This window comes from endosymbiont of Bathymodiolus septemdierum str. Myojin knoll (assembly GCF_001547755.1).
Classification (GTDB): domain Bacteria; phylum Pseudomonadota; class Gammaproteobacteria; order PS1; family Pseudothioglobaceae; genus Thiodubiliella.
This window is the reverse complement of sequence record NZ_AP013042.1, coordinates 218057-244916: the sequence shown is the minus strand read 5'-3', so window position 1 is coordinate 244916 and position 26860 is coordinate 218057. Positions and strand designations below refer to the sequence as shown.

Annotated in this window: 33 protein-coding genes and 1 pseudogene; 31 read left to right on the top strand and 3 right to left on the bottom strand. The window is 38.0% G+C overall.

What is annotated here, in order from left to right; translation table 11 throughout:
- Positions 1-4: 4 nt before the first annotated feature.
- The 13 genes from BSEPE_RS01265 to BSEPE_RS07810 all read left to right on the top strand — a co-directional run bounded on the left by BSEPE_RS01265 (position 5) and on the right by BSEPE_RS07810 (position 11669).
- Entirely contained in the window at positions 5-775 is a 771-nt protein-coding gene (locus BSEPE_RS01265) for a hypothetical protein (RefSeq protein ID WP_066042915.1), read from the top strand.
- A 222-nt stretch (positions 776-997) separates the two neighbouring features.
- The gene (locus BSEPE_RS01260) at positions 998-2221 is read left to right on the top strand and encodes an IS256 family transposase (protein WP_066045985.1); all 1224 of its coding nucleotides are present in this window, start codon (positions 998-1000) and stop codon (positions 2219-2221) included.
- A gap of 294 nt (positions 2222-2515) precedes the next feature.
- Positions 2516-2824 (top strand): DUF3144 domain-containing protein, encoded by a 309-nt coding sequence (locus BSEPE_RS01255; protein ID WP_066042913.1) that lies wholly within the window; start codon positions 2516-2518, stop codon positions 2822-2824.
- A complete protein-coding gene (hypF, locus tag BSEPE_RS01250; RefSeq protein ID WP_066042911.1) occupies positions 2781-5147 on the top strand; it encodes a carbamoyltransferase HypF in 2367 nt (788 codons plus the stop codon). The genes BSEPE_RS01255 and hypF overlap by 44 nt, the downstream gene beginning before the upstream one ends.
- Positions 5137-5775: a D-sedoheptulose-7-phosphate isomerase gene (locus BSEPE_RS01245; RefSeq protein ID WP_066042909.1), complete on the top strand. Its 639-nt coding sequence runs from the start codon at positions 5137-5139 to the stop codon at positions 5773-5775. Before hypF ends, BSEPE_RS01245 begins: the two co-directional genes overlap by 11 nt.
- Positions 5776-5932: 157 nt before the next feature.
- On the top strand, positions 5933-6103 hold the full coding sequence (locus BSEPE_RS07955; protein ID WP_157059361.1) for a rhodanese-like domain-containing protein: 171 nt from the start codon (positions 5933-5935) through the stop codon (positions 6101-6103).
- Positions 6103-6846, top strand: a complete 744-nt coding sequence (locus BSEPE_RS01240) for an elongation factor-1 alpha (RefSeq protein WP_066042907.1) — start codon at positions 6103-6105, stop codon at positions 6844-6846. The genes BSEPE_RS07955 and BSEPE_RS01240 overlap by 1 nt, the downstream gene beginning before the upstream one ends.
- A complete protein-coding gene (locus BSEPE_RS08250; RefSeq protein WP_066042905.1) occupies positions 6824-7057 on the top strand; it encodes a carbonic anhydrase in 234 nt (77 codons plus the stop codon). The genes BSEPE_RS01240 and BSEPE_RS08250 overlap by 23 nt, the downstream gene beginning before the upstream one ends.
- A gap of 18 nt (positions 7058-7075) precedes the next feature.
- A complete protein-coding gene (ppa, locus tag BSEPE_RS01230; protein ID WP_066042903.1) occupies positions 7076-7606 on the top strand; it encodes an inorganic diphosphatase in 531 nt (176 codons plus the stop codon).
- A gap of 61 nt (positions 7607-7667) precedes the next feature.
- On the top strand, positions 7668-9233 hold the full coding sequence (locus BSEPE_RS01225; protein ID WP_066042901.1) for a Re/Si-specific NAD(P)(+) transhydrogenase subunit alpha: 1566 nt from the start codon (positions 7668-7670) through the stop codon (positions 9231-9233).
- A gap of 8 nt (positions 9234-9241) precedes the next feature.
- Complete coding sequence (locus BSEPE_RS01220; RefSeq protein ID WP_066042898.1) at positions 9242-10639, top strand: NAD(P)(+) transhydrogenase (Re/Si-specific) subunit beta; 1398 nt, start codon at positions 9242-9244, stop codon at positions 10637-10639.
- Positions 10640-10732: 93 nt separating this feature from the next.
- Positions 10733-11101, top strand: a complete 369-nt coding sequence (locus BSEPE_RS07815) for a hypothetical protein (RefSeq protein ID WP_066042891.1) — start codon at positions 10733-10735, stop codon at positions 11099-11101.
- Positions 11094-11669, top strand: a complete 576-nt coding sequence (locus tag BSEPE_RS07810) for a hypothetical protein (protein ID WP_066042888.1) — start codon at positions 11094-11096, stop codon at positions 11667-11669. Before BSEPE_RS07815 ends, BSEPE_RS07810 begins: the two co-directional genes overlap by 8 nt.
- Here BSEPE_RS07810 and BSEPE_RS07950 read toward each other — a convergent pair.
- Entirely contained in the window at positions 11645-11782 is a 138-nt protein-coding gene (locus BSEPE_RS07950; protein WP_157059360.1) for a hypothetical protein, read from the bottom strand. The two genes, BSEPE_RS07810 and BSEPE_RS07950, sit on opposite strands and share 25 nt — an antisense overlap.
- Positions 11783-11857: 75 nt before the next feature.
- Between BSEPE_RS07950 and BSEPE_RS07805 the strand changes: the two genes are divergently transcribed.
- Positions 11858-11989: an NAD(P)(+) transhydrogenase (Re/Si-specific) subunit beta gene (locus BSEPE_RS07805; protein WP_269450675.1), complete on the top strand. Its 132-nt coding sequence runs from the start codon at positions 11858-11860 to the stop codon at positions 11987-11989.
- Here BSEPE_RS07805 and BSEPE_RS01210 read toward each other — a convergent pair.
- Together BSEPE_RS01210 and BSEPE_RS08245 are read right to left on the bottom strand one after the other, a co-directional pair.
- Positions 11981-13108 carry an RNA polymerase factor sigma-54 gene (locus tag BSEPE_RS01210; protein WP_231893507.1) on the bottom strand — a complete coding sequence of 376 codons (1128 nt, stop codon included), beginning with the start codon at positions 13106-13108 and terminating at the stop codon, positions 11981-11983. The genes BSEPE_RS07805 and BSEPE_RS01210 overlap by 9 nt on opposite strands.
- Positions 13109-13243: pseudogene (locus tag BSEPE_RS08245) on the bottom strand (hypothetical protein); the annotation flags it as partial.
- Between the two features lie 115 nt (positions 13244-13358).
- Between BSEPE_RS08245 and BSEPE_RS01205 the strand changes: the two are divergent.
- The 17 genes from BSEPE_RS01205 to hypE all read left to right on the top strand — a co-directional run bounded on the left by BSEPE_RS01205 (position 13359) and on the right by hypE (position 26768).
- Positions 13359-14435: a hydrogenase small subunit gene (locus BSEPE_RS01205; RefSeq protein WP_066045981.1), complete on the top strand. Its 1077-nt coding sequence runs from the start codon at positions 13359-13361 to the stop codon at positions 14433-14435.
- A 3-nt stretch (positions 14436-14438) separates the two neighbouring features.
- On the top strand, positions 14439-16253 hold the full coding sequence (locus BSEPE_RS01200; protein ID WP_066042882.1) for a nickel-dependent hydrogenase large subunit: 1815 nt from the start codon (positions 14439-14441) through the stop codon (positions 16251-16253).
- A 10-nt stretch (positions 16254-16263) separates the two neighbouring features.
- The gene (locus tag BSEPE_RS01195) at positions 16264-16533 is read left to right on the top strand and encodes a hypothetical protein (RefSeq protein ID WP_066042879.1); all 270 of its coding nucleotides are present in this window, start codon (positions 16264-16266) and stop codon (positions 16531-16533) included.
- A 41-nt stretch (positions 16534-16574) separates the two neighbouring features.
- Positions 16575-17291: a Ni/Fe-hydrogenase, b-type cytochrome subunit gene (gene cybH / locus BSEPE_RS01190; RefSeq protein WP_408065663.1), complete on the top strand. Its 717-nt coding sequence runs from the start codon at positions 16575-16577 to the stop codon at positions 17289-17291.
- Between the two features lie 72 nt (positions 17292-17363).
- Positions 17364-18059, top strand: coding sequence for a HyaD/HybD family hydrogenase maturation endopeptidase (locus BSEPE_RS01185; protein WP_066042873.1), 696 nt, complete (start codon positions 17364-17366; stop codon positions 18057-18059).
- Positions 18060-18368, top strand: a complete 309-nt coding sequence (locus tag BSEPE_RS01180) for a HypC/HybG/HupF family hydrogenase formation chaperone (RefSeq protein WP_066042870.1) — start codon at positions 18060-18062, stop codon at positions 18366-18368.
- 4 nt (positions 18369-18372) lie between these two features.
- On the top strand, positions 18373-18780 hold the full coding sequence (locus BSEPE_RS01175; protein WP_066042867.1) for a thioredoxin domain-containing protein: 408 nt from the start codon (positions 18373-18375) through the stop codon (positions 18778-18780).
- A 16-nt stretch (positions 18781-18796) separates the two neighbouring features.
- Complete coding sequence (locus BSEPE_RS01170) at positions 18797-19675, top strand: hydrogenase expression/formation protein (RefSeq protein ID WP_066042864.1); 879 nt, start codon at positions 18797-18799, stop codon at positions 19673-19675.
- Positions 19672-19899: a rubredoxin gene (locus tag BSEPE_RS01165; RefSeq protein WP_066042859.1), complete on the top strand. Its 228-nt coding sequence runs from the start codon at positions 19672-19674 to the stop codon at positions 19897-19899. The genes BSEPE_RS01170 and BSEPE_RS01165 overlap by 4 nt, the downstream gene beginning before the upstream one ends.
- A gap of 8 nt (positions 19900-19907) precedes the next feature.
- Complete coding sequence (gene hybE / locus BSEPE_RS01160; RefSeq protein WP_066042856.1) at positions 19908-20441, top strand: [NiFe]-hydrogenase assembly chaperone HybE; 534 nt, start codon at positions 19908-19910, stop codon at positions 20439-20441.
- Positions 20441-21610 carry a nickel-dependent hydrogenase large subunit gene (locus BSEPE_RS01155; RefSeq protein WP_066042853.1) on the top strand — a complete coding sequence of 390 codons (1170 nt, stop codon included), beginning with the start codon at positions 20441-20443 and terminating at the stop codon, positions 21608-21610. The genes hybE and BSEPE_RS01155 overlap by 1 nt, the downstream gene beginning before the upstream one ends.
- Position 21611: 1 nt before the next feature.
- On the top strand, positions 21612-21947 hold the full coding sequence (gene hypA / locus BSEPE_RS01150; RefSeq protein ID WP_231893506.1) for a hydrogenase maturation nickel metallochaperone HypA: 336 nt from the start codon (positions 21612-21614) through the stop codon (positions 21945-21947).
- Between the two features lie 3 nt (positions 21948-21950).
- On the top strand, positions 21951-22841 hold the full coding sequence (gene hypB, locus BSEPE_RS01145) for a hydrogenase nickel incorporation protein HypB (protein ID WP_066042846.1): 891 nt from the start codon (positions 21951-21953) through the stop codon (positions 22839-22841).
- Between the two features lie 286 nt (positions 22842-23127).
- On the top strand, positions 23128-24339 hold the full coding sequence (locus tag BSEPE_RS01135; protein WP_162262074.1) for a sigma-54-dependent transcriptional regulator: 1212 nt from the start codon (positions 23128-23130) through the stop codon (positions 24337-24339).
- Positions 24339-24614 (top strand): HypC/HybG/HupF family hydrogenase formation chaperone, encoded by a 276-nt coding sequence (locus BSEPE_RS01130; RefSeq protein ID WP_066042839.1) that lies wholly within the window; start codon positions 24339-24341, stop codon positions 24612-24614. Before BSEPE_RS01135 ends, BSEPE_RS01130 begins: the two co-directional genes overlap by 1 nt.
- Before the next feature lies 1 nt (position 24615).
- Positions 24616-25746: a hydrogenase formation protein HypD gene (gene hypD, locus BSEPE_RS01125; protein WP_066042837.1), complete on the top strand. Its 1131-nt coding sequence runs from the start codon at positions 24616-24618 to the stop codon at positions 25744-25746.
- Complete coding sequence (gene hypE, locus BSEPE_RS01120) at positions 25746-26768, top strand: hydrogenase expression/formation protein HypE (RefSeq protein ID WP_066042833.1); 1023 nt, start codon at positions 25746-25748, stop codon at positions 26766-26768. The genes hypD and hypE overlap by 1 nt, the downstream gene beginning before the upstream one ends.
- The last annotated feature ends 92 nt before the right edge of the window (positions 26769-26860 follow it).

Genomic DNA, 26860 nt, shown 5'->3' with positions numbered 1-26860 from the left:
TAACATGAAGAAACCCATCGTAGTCTTGGGAATCGGCGAACTTGGTAGTGTTTTTGCACGGGCATTTTTAAAAAACAATTACCCCGTTTACCCTATTACTCGTGAAACTAATATTAATAAATTAGCAAATACTATCGACCCAGAACTCATTTTGGTTTGCACTGCAGAAGTGGATTTGCAAAATGCCTTAAAATCCATTCCAAAACAATGGAAGGACAGAGTAGCAATGATGCAAAATGAGCTTTTACCAAGAGATTGGGAGGTGCATAATTTTACAAATCCAACGGTTATTTCGGTTTGGTTTGAAAAGAAAAAAGGTATGGATTCTAATGTGTTAATCTCCTCCCCTGCCTATGGCAAAAAAGCACAAATTTTAGTAGATTCTTTGGCGTTGATTGATATTCCCGCCCGCACACTTAACACCAAGAATGAATTATTATTTGAACTGGTGCTAAAAAATATTTATATTCTCACCACTAATATTGCAGGATTGTCTATTGAAACGGGTGCAACGGTTAATGATTTACGCAACAATCATCTTGACTTAATGCGCAATGTGTCCAGTGATATTTTGAAATTACAAAGTGCACTCACAGGTAAAAATTTTGCCGAAGATGAATTAGAAAAAGGCATGATACACGCCTTTAAAGGCGATTTAGCACACCAATGTATGGGCAGATCTGCACCCGCAAGACTAAAGCGCACACTTAAATTAGCAAAATCGTTTAATTTACCTGTCCCAACCTTAAAAAATATTGCCAATCAAGTTTTTTAATTGTTACAAATAAATTTTAGACCTTAAACTCGTATTTAATTGAATTAATTGTTTGGTCCCGAACAACAATACAAATAGTTTTCAAAAATAAATCACTCTCTGGGGCGACCCTGTAAACCAGATTGTGTAAACCCTCATATTTTATAATCCCTAAAAAGGAGAAAAAACATGAGTAACGCAACACTAAGAAAAAACCAAAAGAACCAACTGAACAACACAGGCATTAACCAACAAAAACTCCGTGCTTTTGCTGGTGAGCTTGCCAAAGACATCCACACCCAAGATGACTTGGCAGACTTGTCTGCATCATTGGTTAAGATGACCATAGAAGCGGCACTTGGTGCTGAGATGGAACATCACCTTGGCTATCCAAAATATGGACAAAATGGCAATGAATCTAATGCCAGTAATAACGCTCGCAATGGCTACTACTCTAAAATTGTTAAAGGTAATCATGGCGAAGTTGAACTTGCTATTCCAAGGGATCGCAATGCTAACTTTGAGCCTGCTATCATTGAGAAGGGTCAAACCAGATTAGGCACTTTTGATAATCAAATATTAAGCCTGTATGCCAAAGGCATGAGCACCCGTGATATTGTCACAACCTTTAAAGAGATGTATGACGCTGACATCTCAGCAACGTTGGTGTCCAATGTAACACAAGCGGTTATTGCTCAAGCCACAGAGTGGCGTAATCGTCCATTGGATGAGATTTACCCCATTGTTTATTTAGACGGTATTGTCATTAAAGTTAGGCAAGATAAACAAATCATTAAAAAGACCATGTACATTGCCCTAGGCGTTAATCTTGAGGGTAAAAAAGAATGTCTTGGCTTATGGTTGTCCAAAAATGAATCTTCTAAGTTCTGGTTGGGCGTTCTTAACGATATTGCTAATCGTGGCGTAAAAGACATCCTGATCGCCTCAGTCGATGGGTTAACGGGATTCCCCGAAGCTATTAATGCCGTGTTCCCACAGGCTGATGTACAACTGTGTATTGTTCATATGGTTCGCAACTCGCTTAAATATGTGGGCTATAAGGAACGTAAGAATGTTGCTAGTGATTTAAAGCAAATCTATCAGTCTATTACTGAAGAAGAAGCTTTATTGGCGTTAGATGAGTTTGAGTATAAATGGGATACGCAGTTCCCAAGTATCGCCAAATCGTGGCGACGAAATTGGGATAATGTTGCTACTCTATTTGCTTATCCTGAGGCAATCAGAAAGGCAATCTATACCACTAATGCCATTGAATCCTTAAACTCAGTGATTAGAAAATCTATCAAAAACAGAAAGATTTTTAATCATGATAACTCTGCTTTTAAAGTGGTCTTTTTAGCCATTGAAGCAGCCAGTAAGAAATGGACAATGCCAATACGAAATTGGTCACAAGCAATGAATCAGTTTATAATCTTACATGAGGATAGATTAAAGGATTATGTCTGATTTTTGAAAGAGGTGTTTACACAATCTGGTTTACAGGGTCTCAAAAACCTAATCATCAATATGCCGCCCCGCATGATGAAATCTTTATCTAGGATAATTTATTCTAAACCTCCTAATCTAGATTTTTATGTCCACCTATAGCGCGACTAGTTTGATATTTGTAGTTATTTGATACTTTTCTTAGAATTTAGATTCAATAATCGTAAGAAAATTTTTTGCAAATTTTGCTTGAAATATTGAGGAAATAGATGTTTAAATGGTTATTATTCACAATTTAAATGGGAGAAATATAGTATGAGTAAGGGCAAGAAACAAGAAAATGCTGATAAAAACTTTATTAAAATCGCAGATGTTTTTATAGCGCAAGCCAATCAACAATGCGAGTCTAACGACCATCAATTGGTTAATGCATCATTACTATATGCAGCGGCGCGTTTTAGTGTATTTATTACTGCATCTTTATCTGAATCAAAAGAGAATTACCAAAAAAATTCTGATGATGCTGTTGAATTTTATACGCAAGAGTTCAGCAAAATGTTAAAAGAACATATGAGGCAATATGAATCCACGTTTGATAAAAAGCCAGCAAACAAAAAAAAATAAACCAAACATTAAAACGCTAATTAGCAAAAAAATAACGATTACTGGCGCTGTTCAGGGTGTTGGATTTCGACCGTTTGTTTATAAAATTGCACGACAATTTAATCTTGTTGGGGAAGTTTATAATGATAGTGCTGGCGTTGTTGTGATTGTTCAATGTACGCAAATACAGCTTGATCAATTCTTATCGTTACTTAAAAGTGATGTGCCGATGCTTGCCAAAATAGCCAATATTAACATTGAGAACGATTATCAAAGTAATCAATTTTATGACGATTTTAGTATTGGACAAAGTAGCAAAGGCGAGATCTCGGCAATTGTTTTACCTGACGCCAGTATTTGTAAGGATTGCATAGCTGATATCACCGATAAAAATAATCGTCGTTATGGTTATGCGTTTACCAATTGTACTAATTGCGGTCCTCGATTTTCTATCATTAAAGAGATACCTTATGACCGAAACTCGACCAGTATGTCGGTTTTTTCAATGTGCGAGCAGTGCAAGAAAGAGTATCAAAATCCTGTCAACAGACGGTTTCATGCTCAGCCCAATGCTTGTGCTGATTGTGGACCACAATTACAATTAACAGATATGCATGGCAATGATATTGTCGTTGATAATATTATCAAGGAAACTGTTTCATTATTAAAACAAGGAAAAATTGTTGCTATTAAAGGTATTGGTGGGTTTCATTTGGCTTGTTTAGCGAGCATTGAATTTGCTGTTGTTGCACTTAGAGAAAGAAAGCACAGAAAACATAAGCCATTTGCTTTAATGGCTAAAAATCTTTCCATGGTGAAGCAATATTGTTTTGTCTCTGACCAAGAGGAGTGTTTGTTAACAGATAAGGCATCACCTATTGTATTGCTGAATAAAGCAAATGATAGATTGCCTGACCAGATTGCCCCTAAACAGAAAAATTTGGGGTTTATGCTGCCTTATTCGCCGTTACACTATTTATTGTTACAAGAGTTGGGCGAACCTTTAGTACTGACCTCTGGCAACCAAAGCCACAATCCTCAAATTATAGACAATCAGCATGCGTTGAATGAACTTGAAAGTATTGCTGATTATTTTTTAATGCACAATCGTGATATTGTCAACCGTGTTGATGATTCAGTGGTTCAGTATGTTGCGGGCGACCTTAGAGTTATTCGCAGAGCAAGAGGTTACGGTCCAACTTCATTATCCTTGCCCAAGGGATTTTCAAGCCATAGTGGGTTATTGGCGGTTGGTGCAGAACTCAAAAATACATTTTGTTTGTTGACTGAATCACAAGCGATTGTTTCGCAACATATTGGTGATTTAAAAACTTTAGAAAGTTATCAAGATTTTCAAAATAATATTGACTTATATCAGCAACTATATAGCGCAAAAATTAAGCAGTTAGCCTGCGATTTGCATCCAGAATATTTATCTTCTAAATATGCTGATAATTATGCACAAACTAACAACATTAAACTAGAAGCGATACAACACCACCATGCGCACATCGCCGCTTGTTTGTTTGAACATGGTGGAGCCATAGATAGCGATAAAGTTTTAGGCGTGGTTTGGGATGGCATTGGTTTAGGTGGGGATAATAGTCTTTGGGGCGGAGAGTTCTTGTTAGCAGATTATGTTGGTTTTAAGCGCTTAGCACAATTTGAATATGTGCCTTTGTTGGGCGGTGATAAAGCAGCTACCCAGCCATGGCGCATGGCATACGCTTACTTCAAACATTATAATTTAGAGTTAGGGGATTTTTTCACCAATAAACCGACTCAAGATTTAGAGGCTTTGCTGGGTAGCAATATTCCGCTTAACTTGACTTCTTCAGTGGGCAGATTGTTTGATGCTGTAGCCTATGTGTTAGGTATTTGCCCAAAACATATCAGTTATGAGGCACAGGCAGCAATTGAATTGGAGAGTTTAGCCAAAAGTTGTTGTTATGATAATAATGCCAAATTAGAGGGATATGAGTTTGAATTAAAAACCACTTCAAGCCACTGCCAAATTGATATTAAGCAAATATGGTTGGGTATTCTATTAGATTTAAAAAATCAAGTAGAATGCTCAATTATTGCTTATAAATTTCATCTTTGTTTGGCTCGGTTGTTATTTGAAATTACACAACAATTAAAACAAGATTACCTATTTGAAACCGTTGTTTTGTCAGGTGGTGTTTTTAATAACAAATTATTATTAGCATTAACCTGTGAGTTATTCAATAAAATAGATGGAATAACATTACTTACCCCGTCACAACTTCCATTTGGCGATGGCGGTATTAGCCTTGGTCAGGCTGCAATTTGTAGAGCAAGGGAGAAAAAATATGGGGAATAAAGACACGCTATCAAGTTTGTATCCATTCTTGGATAAAAATAAAAGTGTAACACCAGATTTATTACAATCTCTCAATAAAAAAGTAGCAGACAGCATTCGGGCTAAGCAAGTTTTTTTTCAAAACAATGCTGATAAATTAATTGATGCCGCACAAATCATTGCTAAAAGCTACCAACAAGGAGGTCATTTATTTGCCATGGGTAATGGGGGTTCGTCTTGTGACGCCGCACATATTACCACTGAATTTATGCACCCAGTAACCACAGGCAGAAAAGCTTTGGCTGCAACTAACTTAACAGCTGATATTGCTACTCTAACAGCTGTTTCTAATGATGTAGGCAAGGAGCATGTTTTTTTACGTCAGCTGGTTTGTTTGGCAAGAAAAAACGATGTGTTGATTGGATTTTCTACCAGCGGTAATTCAAAAAACTTGATTCAGGCTTTTGTTCAAGCTAAAGAAATGGGTTTATCTACCATTGGATTTTCAGGTCAAACAGGGGGTGAGATGGCTAAATGCACTTCCATTGATTTGTGTTTGACTGTTGAGACAGACAGTATTCATAGAGTGCAAGAATCTCATTTAACCAGTTATCATATTCTTTGGGATTTAGTGCATAGCTTTCTCTAAACCTTCTATATGCCTTGAAAGTAGGGTAATTTACCAGTTTGGCATAGTTATTGCTTGAATTAGATATACAACCTTTTTATACCGTTTGGCAGAGCGGGATATTTCCCCCTTAAGTTTGTATTAAATTCTGCCACCTAATTTTTATTGCTGAAAAAAAATGAGTAAAGTTATTGCTTTAACGCCAAAACAAGCCTACCAAAAACTGCAAAATGATAAAAATATCTTATTTTTAGACGTGCGATCTTGTGCGGAGTATAAGTTTGTAGGTCATGCAATTGATAGTGTTTTGGTGTCTTGGTTAGACGAGCCTAATTGGGAGCAGTGTTAATGAATTTATCAAACTTACCTTTATCTATTAAAGGATTGTTTACTGGCTATATTTTGGTCATTGGCGTGGGGTTAATGATGGCAGGTGCACAAATTATGCTGACTCATGGTGCGTCTGATGGCAAAGTTGGATTGTCAATTGATGATGTGGTCTATAGTTATTATGGCAATCGTTCAAATTCTACATTAGAAAACAAACTCAATGGCTCAATGAAAGATAAGGCATCTGAACAAGACCGGAAAGCCATTATCCACTGGGTTAAAAAAGGAGCTGACGAGCAAGCATGGAAAACTGATATTAAACCGATTGTTGCATCAAATTGTGCGGCTTGCCATGCCAATATAGCTACACTCCCAAACCTTACTAACTATGCAGTAATTAAAGAGTTAGCAAAAACTGAATCTTCGGTAGATATATCCAGTTTAACGCGTATTTCTCATATTCATTTGTTCGGCATTGCTTTTATTTTCTTTTTTGTCGGTTTGATTTTTTCGTTAGCAACTGGGTTTAATGAATGGCTCAAAATACTCATTATTTTTACTCCATTCGCTTTTTTACTGCTTGATGTCAGTGCCTGGTGGCTAACGCGCTTAGACCCTGCTTTTGCTTGGCTGGTCATTATTGGTGGTGTTGGTTACAGTCTTGCCTCAACTGTGATGTTATCAACCTCACTTTATCAAATGTGGATATTACCTTGGCAAGGAAAAATCAGCAATGTAGATGCTTGGCATAAGAATACTTAAATGGACTTACAGCACCTTTGTAGACAATAATGTATTATGGGTTGCACAATTACAAGAAAAACATCCTAATTTTTTTTCCAAATTATTCAAGCAGCAAACGCCTAAATATTTATGGATTGGCTGTTCAGACTCTCGAGTGTCTGCTAATGAGATAATAAACCTGCAGCCTGGCGAGGGATTTGAATCATTCAGAATGTGCGAAAATTTATAATAAAAATGGAGTTAAAAAATGCAAAACAGTCTAAGGCCCGTATCAGCAGGTAATATCCCTGATGAAATCAATGTCATTATTGAGATTCCAGCCAATTCATCGCCAGTCAAATATGAAATTGACAAGGAAACAGGAGCAATGTTTGTCGATAGATTTATCACCACGCCAATGTTTTACCCATGCAATTATGGCTTTGTCCCTGAAACGCTTGCTGATGATGGCGATCCTGCGGACGTGCTAGTTATTACCCCCTACCCACTGATTCACGATGCAGTAATTACAGCCCGCCCAATTGGGGTATTGCGGATGACTGATGAGGCTGGTAAAGATTCTAAGATTTTAGCAGTGCCGACAGATAAGCTCTGCAAATCTTATCACGATATTCAAGGAATTAATGATGTTGGTGCAACTTTAAAAGACCAAATTGAACATTTCTTTACTTATTACAAAGATCTTGATGAAGGTAAATGGGTAAAAATTGACGGTTGGGGCGATGCTGATGAAGCCAAACAAGAATTATGCGACTCTTTTGCCGCTTATCAAAAATAGATTTATCATATTCGCTCATTGCTTTGAATATAACATTAAAAATAGAACCTTTTAAATTGATATGAAAATTGCAATTCCAAAAGAACGCTACCCCGGAGAACAGCGTGTAGCAGTAACACCCTCTGTAGTAAGTCAATTAATTGATTTAGGTTTTAATGTATCAATCGAAACGAATGCTGGCATCTCAGCAAGTTTTGATGATATGGCATACCAGTCTGCTGGTGCTGTTATTACAGATGACATCAAGCTACTTTTTGCTGGGGCTGATATTATTTTAAAAGTTCGTGCACCTGAATTAGAGACAGATAATGATTCTGATGAAATCTCGTTGATGGAGCCTGGTACAACCCTAATTTGTTTTATTTGGCCAATACAAAACCCAGCGTTATTACAAAGACTGGCAGACCAAAAAGTTAATACTCTGGCAATGGACACCATTCCTAGAATTTCACGGGCACAAAAAATGGACGCTCTCAGTTCAATGGCAAATATTGCGGGTTATCGAGCAGTGATTGAAGCGGCGAATATTTTTGGAAAATTTTTTACTGGACAAATTACCGCGGCAGGGCGGATTGCACCCGCTAAAGTTTTAGTTATTGGCGCAGGCGTGGCAGGCTTGTCTGCTATTGGCACAGCAAAATCTCTAGGTGCGGTTGTGCGTGGCTTTGACACTAGGCTTGAGGTAAAAGAACAAATTCTGAGTTTAAATGCAGAATTTTTAGAATTGGATTTTGCCGAAGATGCTAGTGGCGAAGGCGGCTATGCCAAGACTATGAGTAAAGCCTTTATTGATGCAGAAATGGCATTATTTACTGAGCAGGCAAAGGAAGTGGATATAATTATTACCACAGCACTTATTCCTGGCAAAGCTGCGCCTATATTGATCACCGCTGCTATGGTGAAATCAATGAAAGCGGGCAGTGTGATTGTTGATTTAGCGGCTGAGCAAGGCGGTAATTGCGAACTAACAAAAGCACATGCAATCAGCGTAGAGCATGGGGTAAGTATTATTGGTTATTGTGATTTACCGAGCAGATTAGCACCACAATCAAGTCAACTTTATGCTGCCAATATAGCGCACTTACTGACTGAATTAACCCCTAAGAAAGACGGGCAGATAGCATTAAATATGGAAGATGAGGTTATCCGCTGTGCAACAGTGGTGCATGATGGTGAGATTGTCTGGCAGCTACCTGCTGCTGCCCCAGTTAAGGTTGCTGCCAAAGAGGAGGTGGCTAAGATGGTTGCTCCTCCAAGTGTAGATGTAACACAATCAACATCAAATAAATCTTTAAAAAATATAGTCCTACTATTGATTATGGGTGGTTTGTTATGGGGTGTTGGTGTCTTTGCACCTACTGCTTTTATGAATCATTTAACCGTGTTTGTTTTAGCCTGTTTTATTGGTTATATGGTGATTTGGAATGTGTCGCATTCTTTACATACGCCACTGATGAGTATCACCAATGCGATTAGCAGTATTATTATTTTAGGTGCGTTATTACAAGTTTCATCTTCTTCAAATACAGTGATGTGGTTATCAGGCATTGCTGTTTTAATTACTACCATCAATATTGTTGCTGGTTTTGCAGTAACCCATCGTATGCTTAAAATGTTTAATAAATAACGATTCTTATGTCTGAAAATCTTACTAGTGCAATTTATCTCATAGCGGCAATTCTTTTTATTCTGGCCTTAAGTGGTTTGAGTAGCAATGACAATGCTCGAAAAGGACTAATGTATGGGATTTTAGGCATGGTGTTGGCAGTCAGTGCGACTGTGGGGGGTAGTGCTGTGAGCAATTATCTAATGATTTTTATCAGCATAGCAATAGGTGCGGTTTTAGGATTAATTTTAGCAGTGCGGGTGCAAATGGTGCAAATGCCACAACTGATTGCCATATTACACAGTTTGGTGGGTTTAGCAGCGGTGCTAATTGGCTATAACAACTATATGGATACCAGTATTCAATTTAGTGGATTGGAAAAGAATATTCATGATATTGAAGTTTATTTGGGTATTTATATTGGTGCGATAACTTTATCTGGATCCATCATTGCCTTTGCTAAATTGAGTGCTATGCTTGGTGGCAAACCATTGTTATTACCTGCTAGGCATATGATCAATTTAGTGATGCTGGTCGTTGTTATTGTTTTAGGCTGGATATTTGTTACTACCCAAACAACAGAAATTGCTTATATGGCATTGTATGTTATGACCGCCATTGGTGTTATTTACGGGCTACATATGGTACTTGCGATTGGTGGTGCCGATATGCCTGTGGTGATTTCAATGTTAAACAGTTATTCAGGTTGGGCAGCGGCAGTGACTGGGTTTATGTTGGGCAATGATTTGTTGATTATTATCGGTGCTTTAGTAGGTAGTAGTGGTGCAATTTTAAGTTATATTATGTGTCAGGCTATGAATCGTAGCTTCATCAGTGTGATTACCGGTGGTGGATTAAACGCCACAATACCTACTCAAAACAGCACTAAAAATAGTCAAGATGAAGTGGTTAGTATTGATGTCAATAGTTTGGCAGATTTACTGAATCAAGCTAAAAAAGTGATGATTGTGCCAGGTTATGGTATGGCAGTTGCACAAGCACAATATGCTGTTTCTGGTGTTGTGGGGTTGCTAATAAGTAAAGGCATTAATGTGCGTTTTGGTATCCACCCAGTTGCTGGTCGTATGCCAGGACATATGAATGTTTTGTTAGCAGAGGCAAATATACCTTATGCGACTATTTTTGAAATGGATGAAATTAATCACGATTTTGAGAATATTGATGTAACCATTGTCATTGGCGCTAATGATACTGTCAATCCTTCTGCGTTAGAAGATACTGATAGCCTTATTGCAGGTATGCCTGTGCTTGAGGTTTGGCATAGCAAGACCACCGTTGTGCTAAAACGTGGTATGTCAACGGGTTATTCGGGTATTGATAATGCATTATTTACCAAAGAAAATACTCGAATGATGTTTGGTGATGCTAAAACCAGTATGGAGGCACTTTTGGTTGCATTGTCTTGACCTATAAATCGTTATGCTGTTTATGCACCTCTGAAATAAGAGTTATTTAGTCAATGGTGAATACATTTAATACAGCCTAGAAATAAAATTACAATGAAAAATCTTAAACAATCCATAAAACAACAACAAGAATTACTGACAAAAACCCTAGGCATGTCGTTGCAGAACTTGGCTGGAAAGCTATCACCAGTCATAAATAGTCAGTTGCTGCTCAATGAACACTTATCAAGTGCCTGTAAGGAATTATCTTTTTGTAAAAACCTCTATGCCCTGGATTCTCAGGGCGTGCAAATCAGCTCAACCATGAATCGAGAAAAGATTGAGCATGATGCCTATGGGCGTAATCGTTCAAATCGCCCTTATATGAAAAATATGTTCGGGGAAAAAGAGTTTAAGCTGTCAGATTCCTACATCAGCAAGAATAAAAAACGCCCCCTCATTAACAGCTATCCAAGTGATTAAGAACGATAAAAATGAGCGCATTGGTTTTCTGGGTGTTGATTATGATTTACGCGAATTGCCTTTTACAGGCAATATTTATCAAGAATCAGATGAATGGCGACAAATGAAAGGAGACCCTTCTATTCGAGGTGGGCTGTTTTTACAAGAGCGCGTTGAAAGTCAGCTTGATCAGTCTATTGATAATGTCTTGTACTTAATGGAAGAATTGATGCTGGAGCATGGTGTTTACCATTGTCAGATTCATTTTTCAAGTAATAGGGCGACCATCTGGCATGCGGATGATTGTTATGTATATCGTATATTGACTATTGATGAATTATGCGACCCCAATATCTGCCTGGCTTATCCACGCCGCCCCTATTTTGAACGAGCCATTGTGCCTTCATTGGATATTATGGACATATTCAATCAATTCAAAGCCTTGCGTTTTATGGATGAAACCATTTATTTACGATCGGCGTCATTAAACTTGGTTAATGGCTTTATTGGTTTAAATTTTTCATGCGATGGTACGCACTATTTACGCTATGATGAATTTAAGAATCAGGGTATTGATTTTTGGTTGTAATGATAATAGGCACTGGTTTTGCTAAACATTCCCTTACTCTCTAAGACGCCGTCTTTGAAATGGAATAAATCAATGAGGATTTTAAAAATATCGGTGTAATCATTAGTGCTCATGACACAGCCTCTTTCTGCGTTAGAAGGCCTTGATACTCCATGCCTGTGCTTGAGGTTTGACATAGTAAGGCCACCATAGTGCTAAAACGAGGTATGCCTAATGGTTACTCAGATATTAACAATCCATTGTTTAATAAGAAAAATACTAAAATACTGTTTGGCGATGCCAAGACTACTATGGAAGCACTATTGATTGCGTTATCTTAATTGGTGATTTCTATCTCTAGCACAAGGAATATTAACAGACTTTCTGTATTTCGTTACCGTCCTTCTACCAATATTGATATTATCTTGCATTAAGATATCAGTTATTTTTTGGTCTGAAAGTGCATTTTTTTCTTGTTGAATAATCTCAATAATCATTTGCTTGACAGATTTTGAGGAATTTTGACCAACATTGGCGGAGAATAAGTCTTGTATTTTAATAGTGCCAATAGGTGTATCAATATATTTATTTTTAATTAGGCGAGATAATGTGGACTCGCCGATGTTTAACTCTAAAGCCATTTCTTTTTGACTTAAAGGTTTTAAAAATCTCTCGCCCTTAATTAAAGCCAATTCTTGTTTGTTAATCAGTGTACTAACAATCACTTGTAAAGACTTATTGCGATATTCAATAAAACTCATTAGTCCGCGTGCACTAGACAAATGCTGATTAAACAGAGCCTTGTCTTTGATTTTTTTACGCAATGCCAAATATTGCTTATTAATCGCTATTGTAGGTAGTGACTTTAGTTTGATGTGCCAACCCCCCTCGTCTTTATAAATACTGGCATCAGCCTGAATAAACTGTGTTTGCACATCGTCTTGGGTATTATCAAGGGGTGTTTTCAGTAGTGATTTAACCACTTTAAGAAAAATACTTTTTTGCGTTGGCGTAATGGTATCAATGCTAATATCCTCAGACAAGAGCCCAATAATCAAAGGTTTCTCAATAATATTTGCCTGCTTGCCAACTTGCAATAATAAAAAATCTTGTGTGTTAAATGAGGCAATACCCAAAGGTTCAAAATTATGCTGCATATAATTTCTAACCACTTCACACTCTTGTATATTGATTTTTTCTTTAGAATATTGTCGCTGATAAACATGAAAAATCATCTCAATGCTTGCTTTTAAAAATCCAAATTCATCTAAGTTGTCAATGATTACTTTGGCAATGGCAAGTTGCTGGACACTTAAATTAGAGGTGAGCAACTGTTTTTCTAATTTAGTAAATAACGATTCCTCAGATTTTATTTGTAATTCATAGGCTTCTTCATTTTTATTCTGTCCTGAATAAGTATTATATTCATGTGTTTTTGGCTCAACTTCAGTTAATAACATATTATTTTCTAGGGCTTTATTTATCTCAGCTGTAAGTTCTATATGCGGTATAGATAAAAGGTTTATTGAATTTTTAAGAGTCGGGCTTAGTTTAAGATTAAACCCTATTTTGGTTTGTAGTGCTATTTTTGGCATAGTTATTGCTTGTATATTAAGTAAGCCATTATAACGTTTGTTAAAAATAATGGGTTTTAATTGATTTTTACAGGAGAGTAGTGTTATGGCCAATACAGAAATAGTTAAATCGCCAATTGAGAGCTTTTATGATGTCATGCGTAGACAAGGCATCAGTCGTCGTAGCTTTATAAAGTATTGTAGTTTGACAGCAACCGCTTTAGGCTTGGGTCCATCGTTTGTCGGTAAAATTGCTTATGCAATGGAAAACAAACCCAGAATACCGGTTTTATGGTTGCATGGTTTAGAATGTACTTGTTGTTCAGAGTCGTTTATTCGCTCAGCTCACCCACTAGCCAAAGATGTAATTTTATCGATGATTTCATTGGATTATGATGATACGATTATGGCGGCAGCGGGTCAGCAGGCAGAAGCCATTATTGATGAAACTATCGAGAAATATGATGGTAATTTTATCCTTGCTGTTGAGGGTAATACACCACTTAATCAAGATGGCATGTCTTGTATTATTGCAGGTAAACCTTTCCATCATCAAATTGAAAGAGTCGCGAAACACTGTAAGGCAATTATTTCATGGGGCTCTTGTGCTTCATGGGGCTGTGTGCAAGCCGCCAGGCCTAATCCTACTCAGGCAACGCCAACACATAAACTAATTACCAATAAACCTATTATCAAGGTGCCAGGTTGTCCGCCAATTGCTGAGGTTATGACGGGTGTTATCACCTATATGTTGACTTTTGACAAGATGCCAACTTTAGACAGACAAGGTCGCCCTAAAATGTTTTATTCTCAAAGAATTCATGACAAATGTTACCGTCGTCCACATTTTGACGCGGGTCAATTTGTTGAAGAGTTTGATGATGAAAATGCGAAAAAAGGCTATTGCTTGTATAAAGTTGGTTGTAAAGGACCAACAACTTATAACGCTTGCTCTACCATTCGTTGGAATGAAGGCACCTCCTTTCCAATTCAAGCAGGGCACGGTTGTATCGGTTGTTCAGAAGATGGATTTTGGGATAAAGGCTCATTTTATGATCGCTTAACCGAAGTTCATGGCTTTGGTGTTGAGGCCGATGCAGATGAAATTGGTTTTGCCGTGGCAGGTGCAACAGGCGCTGTTATTGCAGCACATGCCGCCGCTAGTGCATTGAAAAGTGCTAAGAATAATCAAGAAGACACTAAAGGAGAATAGAAAATGTCAGTTATCAATACACCTAATGGTTATACACTGGATAATAGCGGCAAACGTGTTGTTGTTGATCCTGTTACTAGAATTGAAGGGCACATGCGTTGCGAGGTAAATTTAGACGCAAATAATGTGATTGTTAATGCCGTATCAACCGGCACAATGTGGCGTGGTTTAGAAGTTATTTTAAGAGGCAGAGACCCTCGTGATGCTTGGGCTTTTGTTGAAAGAATTTGTGGCGTGTGTACAGGTTGTCACGCATTAACATCTTGTAGAGCCGTTGAAAATGCTTTGGGTATTGAGATTCCACCTAATGCACATTTAATTCGTGAGATGATGGCAAAAACACTGCAAGTGCATGACCATGTTGTGCATTTTTATCATCTTCATGCGTTGGACTGGGTAAATCCAGTAAATGCTTTAAAGGCCGATCCAAAAGCTACTTCTGGCTTACAACATATAGTGTCGCCTAAGCATGCCAAATCAAGCCCTGGTTATTTCAAAGATATTCAAACCAGAATTAAAAAATTCATTGAATCGGGTCAATTGGGTCCGTTTAAGAATGGTTATTGGGACAATCCTGCCTATAAAATGTCTCCTGAGGCTGATTTAATGGCGGTTGCGCATTATCTTGAAGCGTTAGATTTGCAAAAAGAATTTGTTAAATTACATACAATTTTCGGTGGTAAGAATCCTCACCCTAACTATTTAGTTGGTGGTGTGCCATGTGCTATTAATATGGATGGCGATATGGCTGCTGGTGCGCCTCTAAATATGGAGCGCTTGAATTTTGTTAAGGCTCGTATTGATGAAATGGTGCAATTTAATACCAATGTTTATGTGCCTGATGTGATTGCGATTGCCAGTTTCTATAAAGGTCAATTGTGGGGTGGTGGTATTGGCGCTAAGAGTGTAATGGATTATGGCGCTTACCCTAAGGTTAACTATGATAAGTCAACCGATCAATTGCCAGGCGGTGTAATTTTGAATGACAATTGGAACGAAGTATTCCCGGTTGATCCAGCAGACCCAGAGCAAGTGCAAGAATTTGTGACACATTCTTGGTACAAATACCCAGATGAGTCTAAAGGCTTACACCCTTGGGATGGTATTACTGAAGCAAATTATGAGTTGGGCTCTAAAACTAAAGGCACCAGAACTGACATTAAAGAGTTGGATGAAAGTGCTAAATATTCATGGATTAAAGCCCCTCGTTGGAGAGGTCATGCGGTTGAAGTGGGTCCACTATCTCGCTATGTATTGGCTTATGCACAAGGCTCAGAGTATGTGATAGACCAAATTAATCGCAGTGTGTCGGATTTTAATAGTCTTGCTAAGACAAATTTAAATGCCAAACAAGTGCTGCAGTCAACTATTGGTAGAACACTTGGTAGAGCATTAGAGTCTAAGTATGTGGCTGATATGATGGTTGATGACTGGCACGATTTGATGAAAAATATTAAAAATGGTGACACCTCAACAGCCAACATGGAGAAATGGGACCCTAAAACTTGGCCAAAAGAAGCCAAAGGTTATGGAACAGCCGCAGCACCTCGTGGCGCATTAGGGCATTGGATTAAGATTAAGGACGGTAAGATTGAAAATTATCAATGCGTTGTGCCTACTACCTGGAATGGATCACCTCGTGACCCCGCAGGTAATATTGGTGCATTTGAAGCCAGTTTAATGGGAACGCCAGTTGAAAGAGCCAATGAGCCTGTTGAAATTCTACGCACCATTCACAGTTTCGATCCATGTCTTGCTTGCTCTACTCATGTGATGAGTGAAGATGGTGAAGAGTTAATTAATGTTAAAGTACGATAGGAGTATTACAATGAAAAAATTATTAATAATAGTGTCAAGTTTGTTTTCTGTATCAGTATTGGCACACTCAGGTCATACACCATTTGAATTTGTTGGCGTAACCGAAGTTTTTAAACATTATTTTGCCAGCTCATATCACATTATTGCAATGTTAACGATTGGTGTTGCACTTATGCTAAGCGCAGTTATTGTTTCTAAGAGAAAGCAAATACTGAGTGCAGTGTTGATGGTGTTAGGCCTTGTTGGCTTAATGTTGGGTATGAGTCTTTTATTGTCTTAAACTTTTATTGATTTGAGGAGTAAGTTATGAGCACAAAAAAGATGGAGAGTGCGATTGGTGATTTAAGTTCATCAGGCATTGAGTCTACAGTAGAGGCAACTTATGTGTATGAAGCACCGGTGCGTTTATGGCATTGGGTGAATGCAGCAGCAATCTTGGTATTGTCTATAACGGGTTATTTTATTGGCTCGCCACTGCCAAGCATGTCGGGAGAGGCAAGTGATTTTTATGTTATGGGCTATATTCGCTTTTTTCATTTTGCAGCGGCTTATATCTTTGCTATCGGAATGATTGGTAGAATATATTGGGCATTTGTAGGCAATGGGCATGCTAAACAATTATTTTTACCACCCTTTCTTAGTAAACATTGGTGGTCAGAAGTATGGCAAGAAACCAGATGGTATGCTTTTTTAGAAAAAGAGCCACAGAAATATGTAGGGCACAATCCGCTAGCATCATTGTTCATGTTTTTGATGTTCGTAACAGGTTCTATCTTTATGATTTTTACAGGTTTTGCACTGTATGCTGAAGGTCAGGGTATGGACAGTTGGTGGTATGATGCTTTTGCAGGCTGGCTAATCCCGCTATTTGGACAAAGTCAAGATGTGCACACTTGGCACCATATAGGCATGTGGTTTATTCTGACTTTTGTCATGATTCACATTTATGCTGCGATTAGAGAGGATATCATGTCAAGACAATCACTTGTAAGTACAATGATTAATGGCTGGAGAACTTGGAAGGACGACCGTAGATAATTTTTTTTAATTTGATTCAACCAAAAGGCGTCTAATTGTACGCCTTTTGGTTGTTTATTTTGAGGTTACTTGATGAAAGTTCTAATATTAGGTGTGGGTAACATCCTTTGGGCGGACGAGGGCTTTGGTGTTCGCACAGTTGAGGCCATCAATCAGCAATATGAATTTGATGATGATGTTAAATTAATGGATGGTGGCACACAAGGTCTTTATCTTATTCAGCATGTGCAGGAATGCGATTTATTGATTGTATTTGATGCGATTGATTATGGTTTAGAGCCAGGAACAATGAAGTTAATTCAGGATGAAGAAGTGCCTAAGTTTATGGGTGCTAAAAAAATGAGTCTGCATCAAACAGGCTTTCAAGAAGTCTTATCAACTGCTGAACTAACGGGCGAAACACCGGATCATATTTTTTTGATCGGCGTTCAACCTGTGCAATTAGATGATTTTGGAGGCAGTTTACGCGATGAAGTAAAAGCACAAATTCAGCCAGCAATCAAAGAATGTTTAAAATATCTTAACAGTTACTCAGTTTCTTACAAAAAACGCACTAAGCTACTTGATGGGGATGAAGGCGTCAACAGCCCAACTATTGATATAACGGATTATGAAGCCAACCGCCCTTCAGAGGCATTGGCTTGTAGAAAAGGCGATGACCGGATTTTGTTTGATAATTCTTTTGAACAAAGGGATAGCGAGTTAATAGATGGTAATTGTGCCACCAATGTTTTTGTTGATGGTCGCAAACACTTTGAGGATAAGTAGATGTGTATTGGTATACCCATGCAGGTTGTAGATTCTGTTAGTGATACTTTTGCAACTTGCCAAGATAATGGCATCAATAAAACCATTAATATGCAGTTAGTCGGCCCACAAATTACTGGCACATGGGTGTTGGTTTTTATTGATGCTGCCAGAGAGGTTATCTCAGCAGGCAAGGCTAAAGAAATTGATGCTGCGTTAGCGGCAGTTGCCTTAGCAGCAACTGGCGGACAAGAAGACAGAGTGCAGCAATTGTTTGGCGATTTAATCAATCGTGAACCCGTTAACCCTTTTTTGAATAATAGCGAGTAATTTTATGTTTCCAGAATTAGTACAACAACTTATCACAACCCATCACTATCCACTTTTGGGTGAAAGTGATGTTAGTGAATTTATTAACAAACACCCTTATAGCGTTTTATTTTTTTGTAACGATGCCAAACTTTTTCCAGAAACCTTAGATGTTGCTGTTATATTGCCAGAATTAATGTCTGCATTTAATGGAAGAATCGTCCCCGCCATTATTAGCAGAGATGACGATATGAAAGTTCAACGTAATTACGGCTTTACTACTTGGCCATCCTTGGTATTTTTTAAAGAGGGTGGTTATTTGGGTACGATATCCAAAGTTAGAGATTGGGATGAATACCTTGATGAAATTCAAACACTTATCATGTCAAAACCAACCACCCCACCGATTAAAATCGCTTTATCGCAAAACTAAAAAAAGGAAAAATTATATGTCATCAATACCCGCCCCCCCTATTCCAGCAAATTTTTTACTCGGCGCAGGCTCACAAGAGGTTTCTGAAGAAGACAAGCTTGAGTATATGGAAATGCCTACTGAAATGTCCACATTTGATGTGAATAGCAAGATTTATGAATGGGATGAAAGTATTGACTTGTCTCAATGTAAGGCGTTTTTAGAAAATATCTATACTTCAATGGAGGGTCATAATATTACTGATGATAACCTATTGTTTAAAGTTGAAGGCCTTAATGACGAGAACATTGCTTATTTAAACGCCTTATTAGGTGAGGGTGAGGTTAGTGCTATCATTAACGCTACGGACGAAGTTATCAATATTCAAGAGTCAATTTTTACCGGTGTTTGGCGTATTAGTGTCATTAAGGAGGGTAATTTAGTTGATGATTATGTTGAGGTTGGTGATATACCTTCGGTTATTGTTAATTTAAATCAACAATTGTCTGATAAGGTTAGATTTAACAGTGCTTTATTGCCAGAAAATGTCATTAATGCACCAGCAATTTTGACAGAATTGGAAGACAAAAGAGCAGAATACAATAATTTAAATTCAGACGATTTGATGCCAGAGGCGATTAATTTAACATTATTGCCACATACCGAAGAAGACATTGCCTGTATTAATAATATATTAGGTGTAGGTAATACTGTTATCCTTTCTAGAGGGTATGGTAATTGCCGTATTACCTCTACAGGGATTTCTTCAATCTGGTGGGTCAAATACTTTAATTCTACCGATAATGAAATACTCAGCACCATTGAAGTCGTGGATATCCCTATTGTTGCTTGTGCAGCACAAGAAGATTTAGCGGACAGTATTGAGCGTCTCAAAGAATTTAGCGATGAATTATGAAGACCTTTGAGGGTAGCTATTTAGGTGATAACGAAAAAATAGCAGACGACGCCTGTATGGAATGTAAGATTTGTCACTATGTTTACAAGCCAGAAGAAGGGGATGATTATTGGCAAATTGAAGCCAACACGCCTTTCTCAAAACTACCTGATCATTGGCATTGCCCAAATTGCGATGGTCTTCAGGACCAATTTATGGTGATTGCACGTGCTGATATCCTGTAGCCAGTAACATGGATAGCGACAATGTTAAGCGTTTAAAAAGTCATTACCAATATGTGCATACGCACAAAATGAATGATATTCCTATTCTTAATAATAAGCTCGAGGTTGAGACGGTAGGTTTTGTTAATTGGGGTGAAGAAAATAGTAAATTTGCATCTGAAGTTGGTATTTTAATCACACCTTGGTTTATGAATATCGTTTTGTTGCCGAAGGAAATTATGCAACAAAAAGCAAGAGTGGGCAAGACTGCCAACATATTATTTCCCGATGGCGAGTATTCTTTTTTAACTCAGTTAGATGACGAATTTGGTATTTATTTAACCTGTTCTTTGTTCTCTCCAATGTCTAATTTCAGCACCCAACAGCAGGCGGTTGAGACAGCTGAAGCGATAATGGCACAATTGTTGCAGAGTGATAAATTTAAAGAAACAAAGAAAAATGAAGAGAAAAGACAACAAAAAATTAAAGATGATGAAATTTTAAATAAAGTTGCCTCAAGACGAGATTTTCTTCGTGGAAAATCTAGTGCAGGGCACCCGTAATGTCAATTGAAGGAGAGATTGCAGTTAAAGTCACGGTTGATTTTGACAGCGTTAAAGAGGTCTCAATTACTTCATCTCGTCCGCTACATATTACCCAATTGTTTGCCGAACAACCTATCCAAAAAGTAGCGACAACGCTGGATGCCTTATATCAATTATGTAATACTGCGCACCGATTTGCTTTTTTACGCTTGCTGGACAAGTGCAAAGTCATTGGTTTAAGTCAAAATGAAATAACGGCTTATCAATTGTTGTTAGATTTGGAAACCATTAGAGAGCATTGTTTTAGTATTGCCACAAAGTGGCGCGCGAATGATAATCAGACAATCAACAAAAGTATGATTGATTTGCTTACCACGATTAGAGCAATCAATAGCAGTTTGTTTTCATCAGGCAGCCCGCTGTCTTTAGAAGATAAAACATTACAATCTTTTGGCAGTATTGCGCCTTTAGTGGCAAAATTAGCAAAACAATTGACCATCATCCTCATTGGTAAACAGTTTCATCCTGAAACTGTTTTTGACAGTCGTGGCAGCTTTGACTATTGGATAGCGACTCAAAGTAGCGATTGTGCGATATTTTTACACCATATACAGCAATCTAAATTCAAAGATTTGGGCAATGCTAAGACTAATTTTTTACCAAATATAGCAACAAAAGAACTGGCAACATTACTCAATAATGATGCTTTTATTAGCCAACCAAGTTATCAAAATAGGTGTTATGAAACCACACCATACGCACGACAAAATAAACACCTTTTGATGCAACAGCTGCTTGATACATATGGCAGCGGGGTGTTTACTAGGTCTAGCGCTCAATTATTGGAAATATTTGAACTATTAAAGCGGGTAAAGAATAATTACACACAAATTCACAATGAGCATATTCATTATGAGGTTAATACTTCTGCCGACACCATGGCAATGGTTGATATTGATGCAGCACGCGGGAAACTGATACATACTTTAACCATTAAAGATGAGAAAATTAAAGCGTATCGGATACTCTCACCAACACAATGGAATTTTCATCCTCAGGGGGTGTTAAAACAAATGATTACATCCATTAATTTTGAAAACAAGCAAGATTTTAATGCTAAAATAAAATTGCTGGTTAATGCAATTGATCCTTGTGTGGGTTATCAGATAGAGGTGGTTGATGCATGAAATGAGTATTTGTATGGACATCGTTGAGTCTTTAGAAACAACTGCAAAAGAGAATAATTATCAAGGTATTGACAAGGTTTGGCTAGAGGTTGGTCCCTTTTCGGGCGTAGAAGTGCGTGCCTTAGAGTTTAGTTTTGAGGTGGCAACTCGTGGTAGTATTGCACATGAGTCCGAGTTGGAGGTTGTTCAAACACCGGGGCAGGCTTGGTGTTTTGGTTGTGATAAAACAGTGGTAATCAAGCAGAGATATGATGTTTGTCCATTATGTCGTTCCAGTCAATTAACCGTTACTGGCGGCGAAGAATTAAAAATTAAACAAATATCAATTAAGGAGTAGATTATGTGCACAGTATGTGGTTGTAATGAAACAGAAGAGGAGCATGGGCATTCACACGAACATAGCCATGGGCATGGGCATTCACACGAACATAGCCATGGGCATGAGCATTCACACGAACATGAGCATGAGCATAGCCATTCTCAACAACAGCATTATGGTAAAGGGGCTGCGGGTCTACATATTGCAGGAATGAGTCAAGAAAAAATCGTCCAAGTAGAATTAGACATCCTCTCTAAGAACAATAATTACGCCAATGAAAATCGCGCCTTTTTTCTTAAAAAAGGTATTTTAGCGCTTAATTTGGTATCAAGTCCTGGGTCGGGAAAAACCTCGATTTTAGAAACCAGCTTGATAAATTTAAAAGATGAAATAAACCTTAAGGTTATTGAAGGTGATCAACAAACTACGCAAGATGCAGATAGAATCAACAAAACTGGCGTGCAAGCCTTGCAAGTGAATACGGGTAAAGGCTGTCATTTGGATGCACACATGATTGGACATGCTTTTGACGAACTGAATATTGAGCCAGACAGTTTGCTGTTTATTGAAAATGTTGGCAATTTAGTCTGCCCTGCGGCATTTGACTTAGGTGAGTATTGTAAGGTGGCTATTTTGTCAGTAACCGAAGGTGAAGACAAGCCCCTTAAATATCCCGATATGTTTGCCGCAGCAGACTTAATGCTACTTAATAAAATTGATTTATTGCCACACCTTAATTTTGATGTACAAAAGTGTATTGATTATGCCCGCCAGGTTAACCCTAAGATTCAAATTTTGCAAGTATCTGCCACTTCAGGTGAGGGTATGGATAAATGGTATAACTGGCTTAAAGCACAAATGGCCAGTATTGCTGCGCTGAAGGAACCTCTGAAGAGTGATGACAATCTCTAACAACGCAGATTTTTCACAGTCAAGGCATTTGTTGCAGGTAATGCTTATTGCCTTAACAAGACAAATGCCTTGACTGTGAAAAATCTGCTAAGTCCCGTAGGGCAAAGCTTAACGCCATTATTTTTTGCGTTAAAATTTTTGTTGTTAAGAATAACTAGCAACTTCAGATTTTGCCTTGAAACTAATAGCGTTAAGTTTTGCAGAGTTTTATCATCACTCTTCAGGGGCTCCTTAAGGAGCATTAAAACAAATGTATAAAAACCCAGTCAAGGCAAAGGTTTTAATTGTGGATGGGGATAAATCCTATCAGAAGTTCTATGCAACTATACTCAATGCTGATTTTAAGTGTTACTTTGCTGATACTGCTCATGATGCTTGGGAACTATTATACGAATACGCTATTGAAGTCATTATTGTAGATGAAAACATAGAAAAGACCAAAGGTATAGATTTTTTAACACAAGTTCAAAAAAAATACCCTGAAACTGTGCGCTTAATGATTGCAGATTTTCAAGACATAAAAATGTGTATGCATGGCAATAGTGCTGGAATTTACCAATTTCTTTACAAACCTTTTCAAGCCGATAATTTAAGGCTGATTGTTGGTAATGCTGCCAAAATTTTTTCTTTTCAAGATAAAGGTAAAATATTGCCGCTGGTGTTTAAGCATGATTCACCGAAAACCACAACTTGCGCCATTATCACTAAGAAAAATAAACAAAAAAAATATTCTTTTGATCAGTTAGTGCGTTCTGATCAGAGTCCTTTAAACAATTTATGTGATGATGTTAAGCAATTTTCTAGCTATGATATTCCTGTTTTAATTTACGGTGAATCTGGCTCTGGGAAAGAGTTGTTTGCAAGAGCTATTCATTATTATAGCACTAGAGAAGAAAAACCTTTGATTATAGAAAACTGCGCCGCCATACCAGATGATTTATTGGAAAGTGAATTGTTTGGACATGTTAAAGGTGCCTTTACTGGTGCTTATAGCGATAAAAAAGGACTGCTTGAACAAGCCAAAGGAGGGACAGTTTTTCTTGACGAAATAGGTGATATATCGCCAGCCTTTCAGGTGAAATTACTGCGTGCTTTGCAAGAAGGTGTGATTCGTAAACTGGGTGGAAATAATTATATACCCATTGATATAAGAATCGTTGCGGCGACTAATAAAGACTTAAAGAAAGAAATAAAAGCGGGCAACTTTAGAGAGGATTTGTTTTACAGATTGGCAGGTGTAGAATTCAAAATTCCGCCTTTAAGAGAGAGGCAAGCAGATATTTTGCCGATTTGTATGAGCATCATTGAACAAGGCAACTTGTTGTTTGATAAAGAAGTTACAACAATTGACGAGGATGCAAGTCAAGCACTTGAAAATTACACCTGGCCTGGCAATGTTAGAGAATTGCAAAATGAAATTCAAAAAGCCATGATTTTAACCAAAACCAGTGTGATTACCTTTGAGAGTCTGTCAACTAAATTAAAGGAGAAATGCTAATGTGTTTAGGTATTCCAGCGCAAATTAAAGAAATTATAGATACTGACAATCAAATCGCAATGGTTGACCTGTCGGGTGTATCTAGGGAGGTAAACATTGCCTGTGTTTTAGGCGATACCCACCAAGCAAGTGATTTAGTAGATAAATGGGTACTGGTTCATGTTGGCTTTGCTCTGAGCATTGTTGATGAAGAGGAGGCGCATAAAACGCTGAAGATATTAGATGAGATAGGCGAGCTTTCTGCCGCCATAGAAGACATTAAGCAAGGGGAATAATATGAAATATGTTGATGAATTTAGAGACCCTAGTCAAGCAAAAAAAATTCTTAAAGAGATAGATATCCTCTGCTCTCAAATTAAACTTACAGAAGATAGACCGATTCAAATTATGGAAGTCTGTGGCGGACACACACATTCTATTTTTCGTTATGGACTGAATCAATTACTACCTGAAAAATTAGAGTTTGTTCATGGACCAGGGTGTCCTGTTTGCGTTTTACCTCGTTCTGTGGTTGACAATTGTATTCGTATTGCTAAGCATGACGATGTAATCTTTACTACTTTTGGTGATGCGATGCGGGTGCCAGGAAGTAAGCAAAGTTTGCTTGATTTAAAGGCAGAAGGTGCTGATATCCGTATGGTATATTCGCCGTTAGACGCGCTTACTATTGCGCAAGAAAATCCTGATAAACGCGTGGTGTTTTTTGGTTTAGGTTTTGAAACAACCATGCCGTCAACTGCACTATCTATTATGCAGGCCAAGAAACAAGGTATTAATAATTTTTATTTATTCTGTAACCATATCACCATCATTCCAACCATTAAGGCGGTTTTGGACTCACCAGGTATGCGTATTGACGGGTTTTTAGGCCCAGGACATGTGAGTTTAATCATTGGCACCAATCCATATGATTTTATTGCTGATGATTATCATAAGCCTCTAGTAGCTGCTGGATTTGAGCCGTTGGATATTTTGCAATCGGTATGGATGATTCTCAAACAACTTAAAAATGGCGAGGCAAAAATTGAAAATCAATACCAAAGATTGGTGCATAAAGATGGTAATGCCAGTGCTTTAGCGCCCATTCAAGAGGTATTTGAGTTGAGAGATTTTTTTGAATGGCGCGGGCTAGGTTCAATTAACCACTCTGGGATTAAAATCAACGACAATTATGCTGACTTTGATGCAGAGGTGGAGTTTAAACTCAAAGAAGTGACCGTAACTGACCCTGATATTTGTCAATGTGGCGAAGTATTAAAAGGCATATTAAAACCGTGGGAGTGCAAGGTGTTTGGTAAAGAGTGCACGCCAGAAACACCACTTGGTGCTCTCATGGTTTCAACAGAGGGTGCCTGCTCTGCCCAATATTCTTATGGGCAAAACATTGATCTAATTAACACAAAATAATGAATAAAAAATATCAGAATAAAAAAATCACCATGGCACATGGTAGTGGTGGCAAGGCGAGTAGTGATTTAATTAAAGACATCTTCGTTGATACTTTTAATAATGATTATCTATCAACTATGGAGGATCAGGCAAGGTTTGATATGCCAGAGGGTCGTCTTGCACTAACTACAGATAGTTATGTGGTTAGTCCAATATTTTTTAAAGGCGGTGATATCGGTAAATTAGCAGTTACTGGAACAGTTAATGACTTGGCAATGAGTGGTGCAAAGCCACTGTATCTAACGTGTGGCTTGATTTTAGAAGAAGGTCTGCCGATTGAGACACTGGATAAGATTATTAAGTCCATGCAAAAAACCGCACAAGAGGCCGGCGTTAAAATAGTATGTGGCGATACTAAAGTGGTAGAAAAAGGCAGTGCCGATAAAATATTTATTAATACAGCTGGTGTGGGCGTCATCCCAGATGGTGTTGAGATTCACTCAAGTGGTGCGCGCATTGGGGACAAAATTATTGTAAATGGCTTCATCGGCGACCATGGTGCAACCATTATGCAATCTAGGGCAGAACTTGCCATATCGGCCGATATTGATAGTGACTGCCAGGTGCTTAACCATTTGGTGGAAAAAATGCTGAATGTTTCTAACGGTATTAACGCAATGCGTGATGCCACCCGTGGTGGCGTAGCTACAATACTGAATGAAATTGCCAATGATTCCAAGGTATGTATTACTTTGAAAGAAGATAACTTGCCCGTCAGGGTGCCTACACGCGGCGTCTGTGAAATTCTTGGGCTAGACCCACTTTACCTTGCTAATGAAGGTACTTTGATTTGTGTAGTGTCGGCAGAAGAAGCCGATTTGGTGCTCAGAGCAATGCAACAAACCGAAGAAGGTAAAGATGCCTGTATTATTGGTGAAGTGGTAGACGGTCCAAAAGGTGTTGTTGCATTAGAAACTTTGTTTGGCGGCACTAAAATTATTGACAAACTTGTAGGGGATCAATTACCAAGAATTTGTTAGTCAATCTTATTTTGAGTTGTCTTGTTTCTAAGTATATAAACACCTCTCGTCTTAAAATATACAGGTGGAATTTAATATACTTAGAGACCTTT

Coding starts and splice junctions, on each gene's coding strand:
- BSEPE_RS01265 (WP_066042915.1), top strand. CDS start 5: ATGAAGAAACCCATCGTAGTCTTGGGAATCGGCGAACTTGGTAGTGTT.
- BSEPE_RS01255 (WP_066042913.1), top strand. CDS start 2,516: ATGAGTAAGGGCAAGAAACAAGAAAATGCTGATAAAAACTTTATTAAA.
- hypF (WP_066042911.1), top strand. CDS start 2,781: ATGAATCCACGTTTGATAAAAAGCCAGCAAACAAAAAAAAATAAACCA.
- BSEPE_RS01245 (WP_066042909.1), top strand. CDS start 5,137: ATGGGGAATAAAGACACGCTATCAAGTTTGTATCCATTCTTGGATAAA.
- BSEPE_RS07955 (WP_157059361.1), top strand. CDS start 5,933: ATGAGTAAAGTTATTGCTTTAACGCCAAAACAAGCCTACCAAAAACTG.
- BSEPE_RS01240 (WP_066042907.1), top strand. CDS start 6,103: ATGAATTTATCAAACTTACCTTTATCTATTAAAGGATTGTTTACTGGC.
- BSEPE_RS08250 (WP_066042905.1), top strand. CDS start 6,824: ATGCTTGGCATAAGAATACTTAAATGGACTTACAGCACCTTTGTAGAC.
- ppa (WP_066042903.1), top strand. CDS start 7,076: ATGCAAAACAGTCTAAGGCCCGTATCAGCAGGTAATATCCCTGATGAA.
- BSEPE_RS01225 (WP_066042901.1), top strand. CDS start 7,668: ATGAAAATTGCAATTCCAAAAGAACGCTACCCCGGAGAACAGCGTGTA.
- BSEPE_RS01220 (WP_066042898.1), top strand. CDS start 9,242: ATGTCTGAAAATCTTACTAGTGCAATTTATCTCATAGCGGCAATTCTT.
- BSEPE_RS07815 (WP_066042891.1), top strand. CDS start 10,733: ATGAAAAATCTTAAACAATCCATAAAACAACAACAAGAATTACTGACA.
- BSEPE_RS07950 (WP_157059360.1), bottom strand. CDS start 11,782: ATGAGCACTAATGATTACACCGATATTTTTAAAATCCTCATTGATTTA.
- BSEPE_RS01210 (WP_231893507.1), bottom strand. CDS start 13,108: ATGTTATTAACTGAAGTTGAGCCAAAAACACATGAATATAATACTTAT.
- BSEPE_RS01200 (WP_066042882.1), top strand. CDS start 14,439: ATGTCAGTTATCAATACACCTAATGGTTATACACTGGATAATAGCGGC.
- BSEPE_RS01195 (WP_066042879.1), top strand. CDS start 16,264: ATGAAAAAATTATTAATAATAGTGTCAAGTTTGTTTTCTGTATCAGTA.
- cybH (WP_408065663.1), top strand. CDS start 16,575: ATGGAGAGTGCGATTGGTGATTTAAGTTCATCAGGCATTGAGTCTACA.
- BSEPE_RS01185 (WP_066042873.1), top strand. CDS start 17,364: ATGAAAGTTCTAATATTAGGTGTGGGTAACATCCTTTGGGCGGACGAG.
- BSEPE_RS01180 (WP_066042870.1), top strand. CDS start 18,060: ATGTGTATTGGTATACCCATGCAGGTTGTAGATTCTGTTAGTGATACT.
- BSEPE_RS01175 (WP_066042867.1), top strand. CDS start 18,373: ATGTTTCCAGAATTAGTACAACAACTTATCACAACCCATCACTATCCA.
- BSEPE_RS01170 (WP_066042864.1), top strand. CDS start 18,797: ATGTCATCAATACCCGCCCCCCCTATTCCAGCAAATTTTTTACTCGGC.
- BSEPE_RS01165 (WP_066042859.1), top strand. CDS start 19,672: ATGAAGACCTTTGAGGGTAGCTATTTAGGTGATAACGAAAAAATAGCA.
- hybE (WP_066042856.1), top strand. CDS start 19,908: ATGGATAGCGACAATGTTAAGCGTTTAAAAAGTCATTACCAATATGTG.
- BSEPE_RS01155 (WP_066042853.1), top strand. CDS start 20,441: ATGTCAATTGAAGGAGAGATTGCAGTTAAAGTCACGGTTGATTTTGAC.
- hypA (WP_231893506.1), top strand. CDS start 21,612: ATGAGTATTTGTATGGACATCGTTGAGTCTTTAGAAACAACTGCAAAA.
- hypB (WP_066042846.1), top strand. CDS start 21,951: ATGTGCACAGTATGTGGTTGTAATGAAACAGAAGAGGAGCATGGGCAT.
- BSEPE_RS01130 (WP_066042839.1), top strand. CDS start 24,339: ATGTGTTTAGGTATTCCAGCGCAAATTAAAGAAATTATAGATACTGAC.
- hypD (WP_066042837.1), top strand. CDS start 24,616: ATGAAATATGTTGATGAATTTAGAGACCCTAGTCAAGCAAAAAAAATT.
- hypE (WP_066042833.1), top strand. CDS start 25,746: ATGAATAAAAAATATCAGAATAAAAAAATCACCATGGCACATGGTAGT.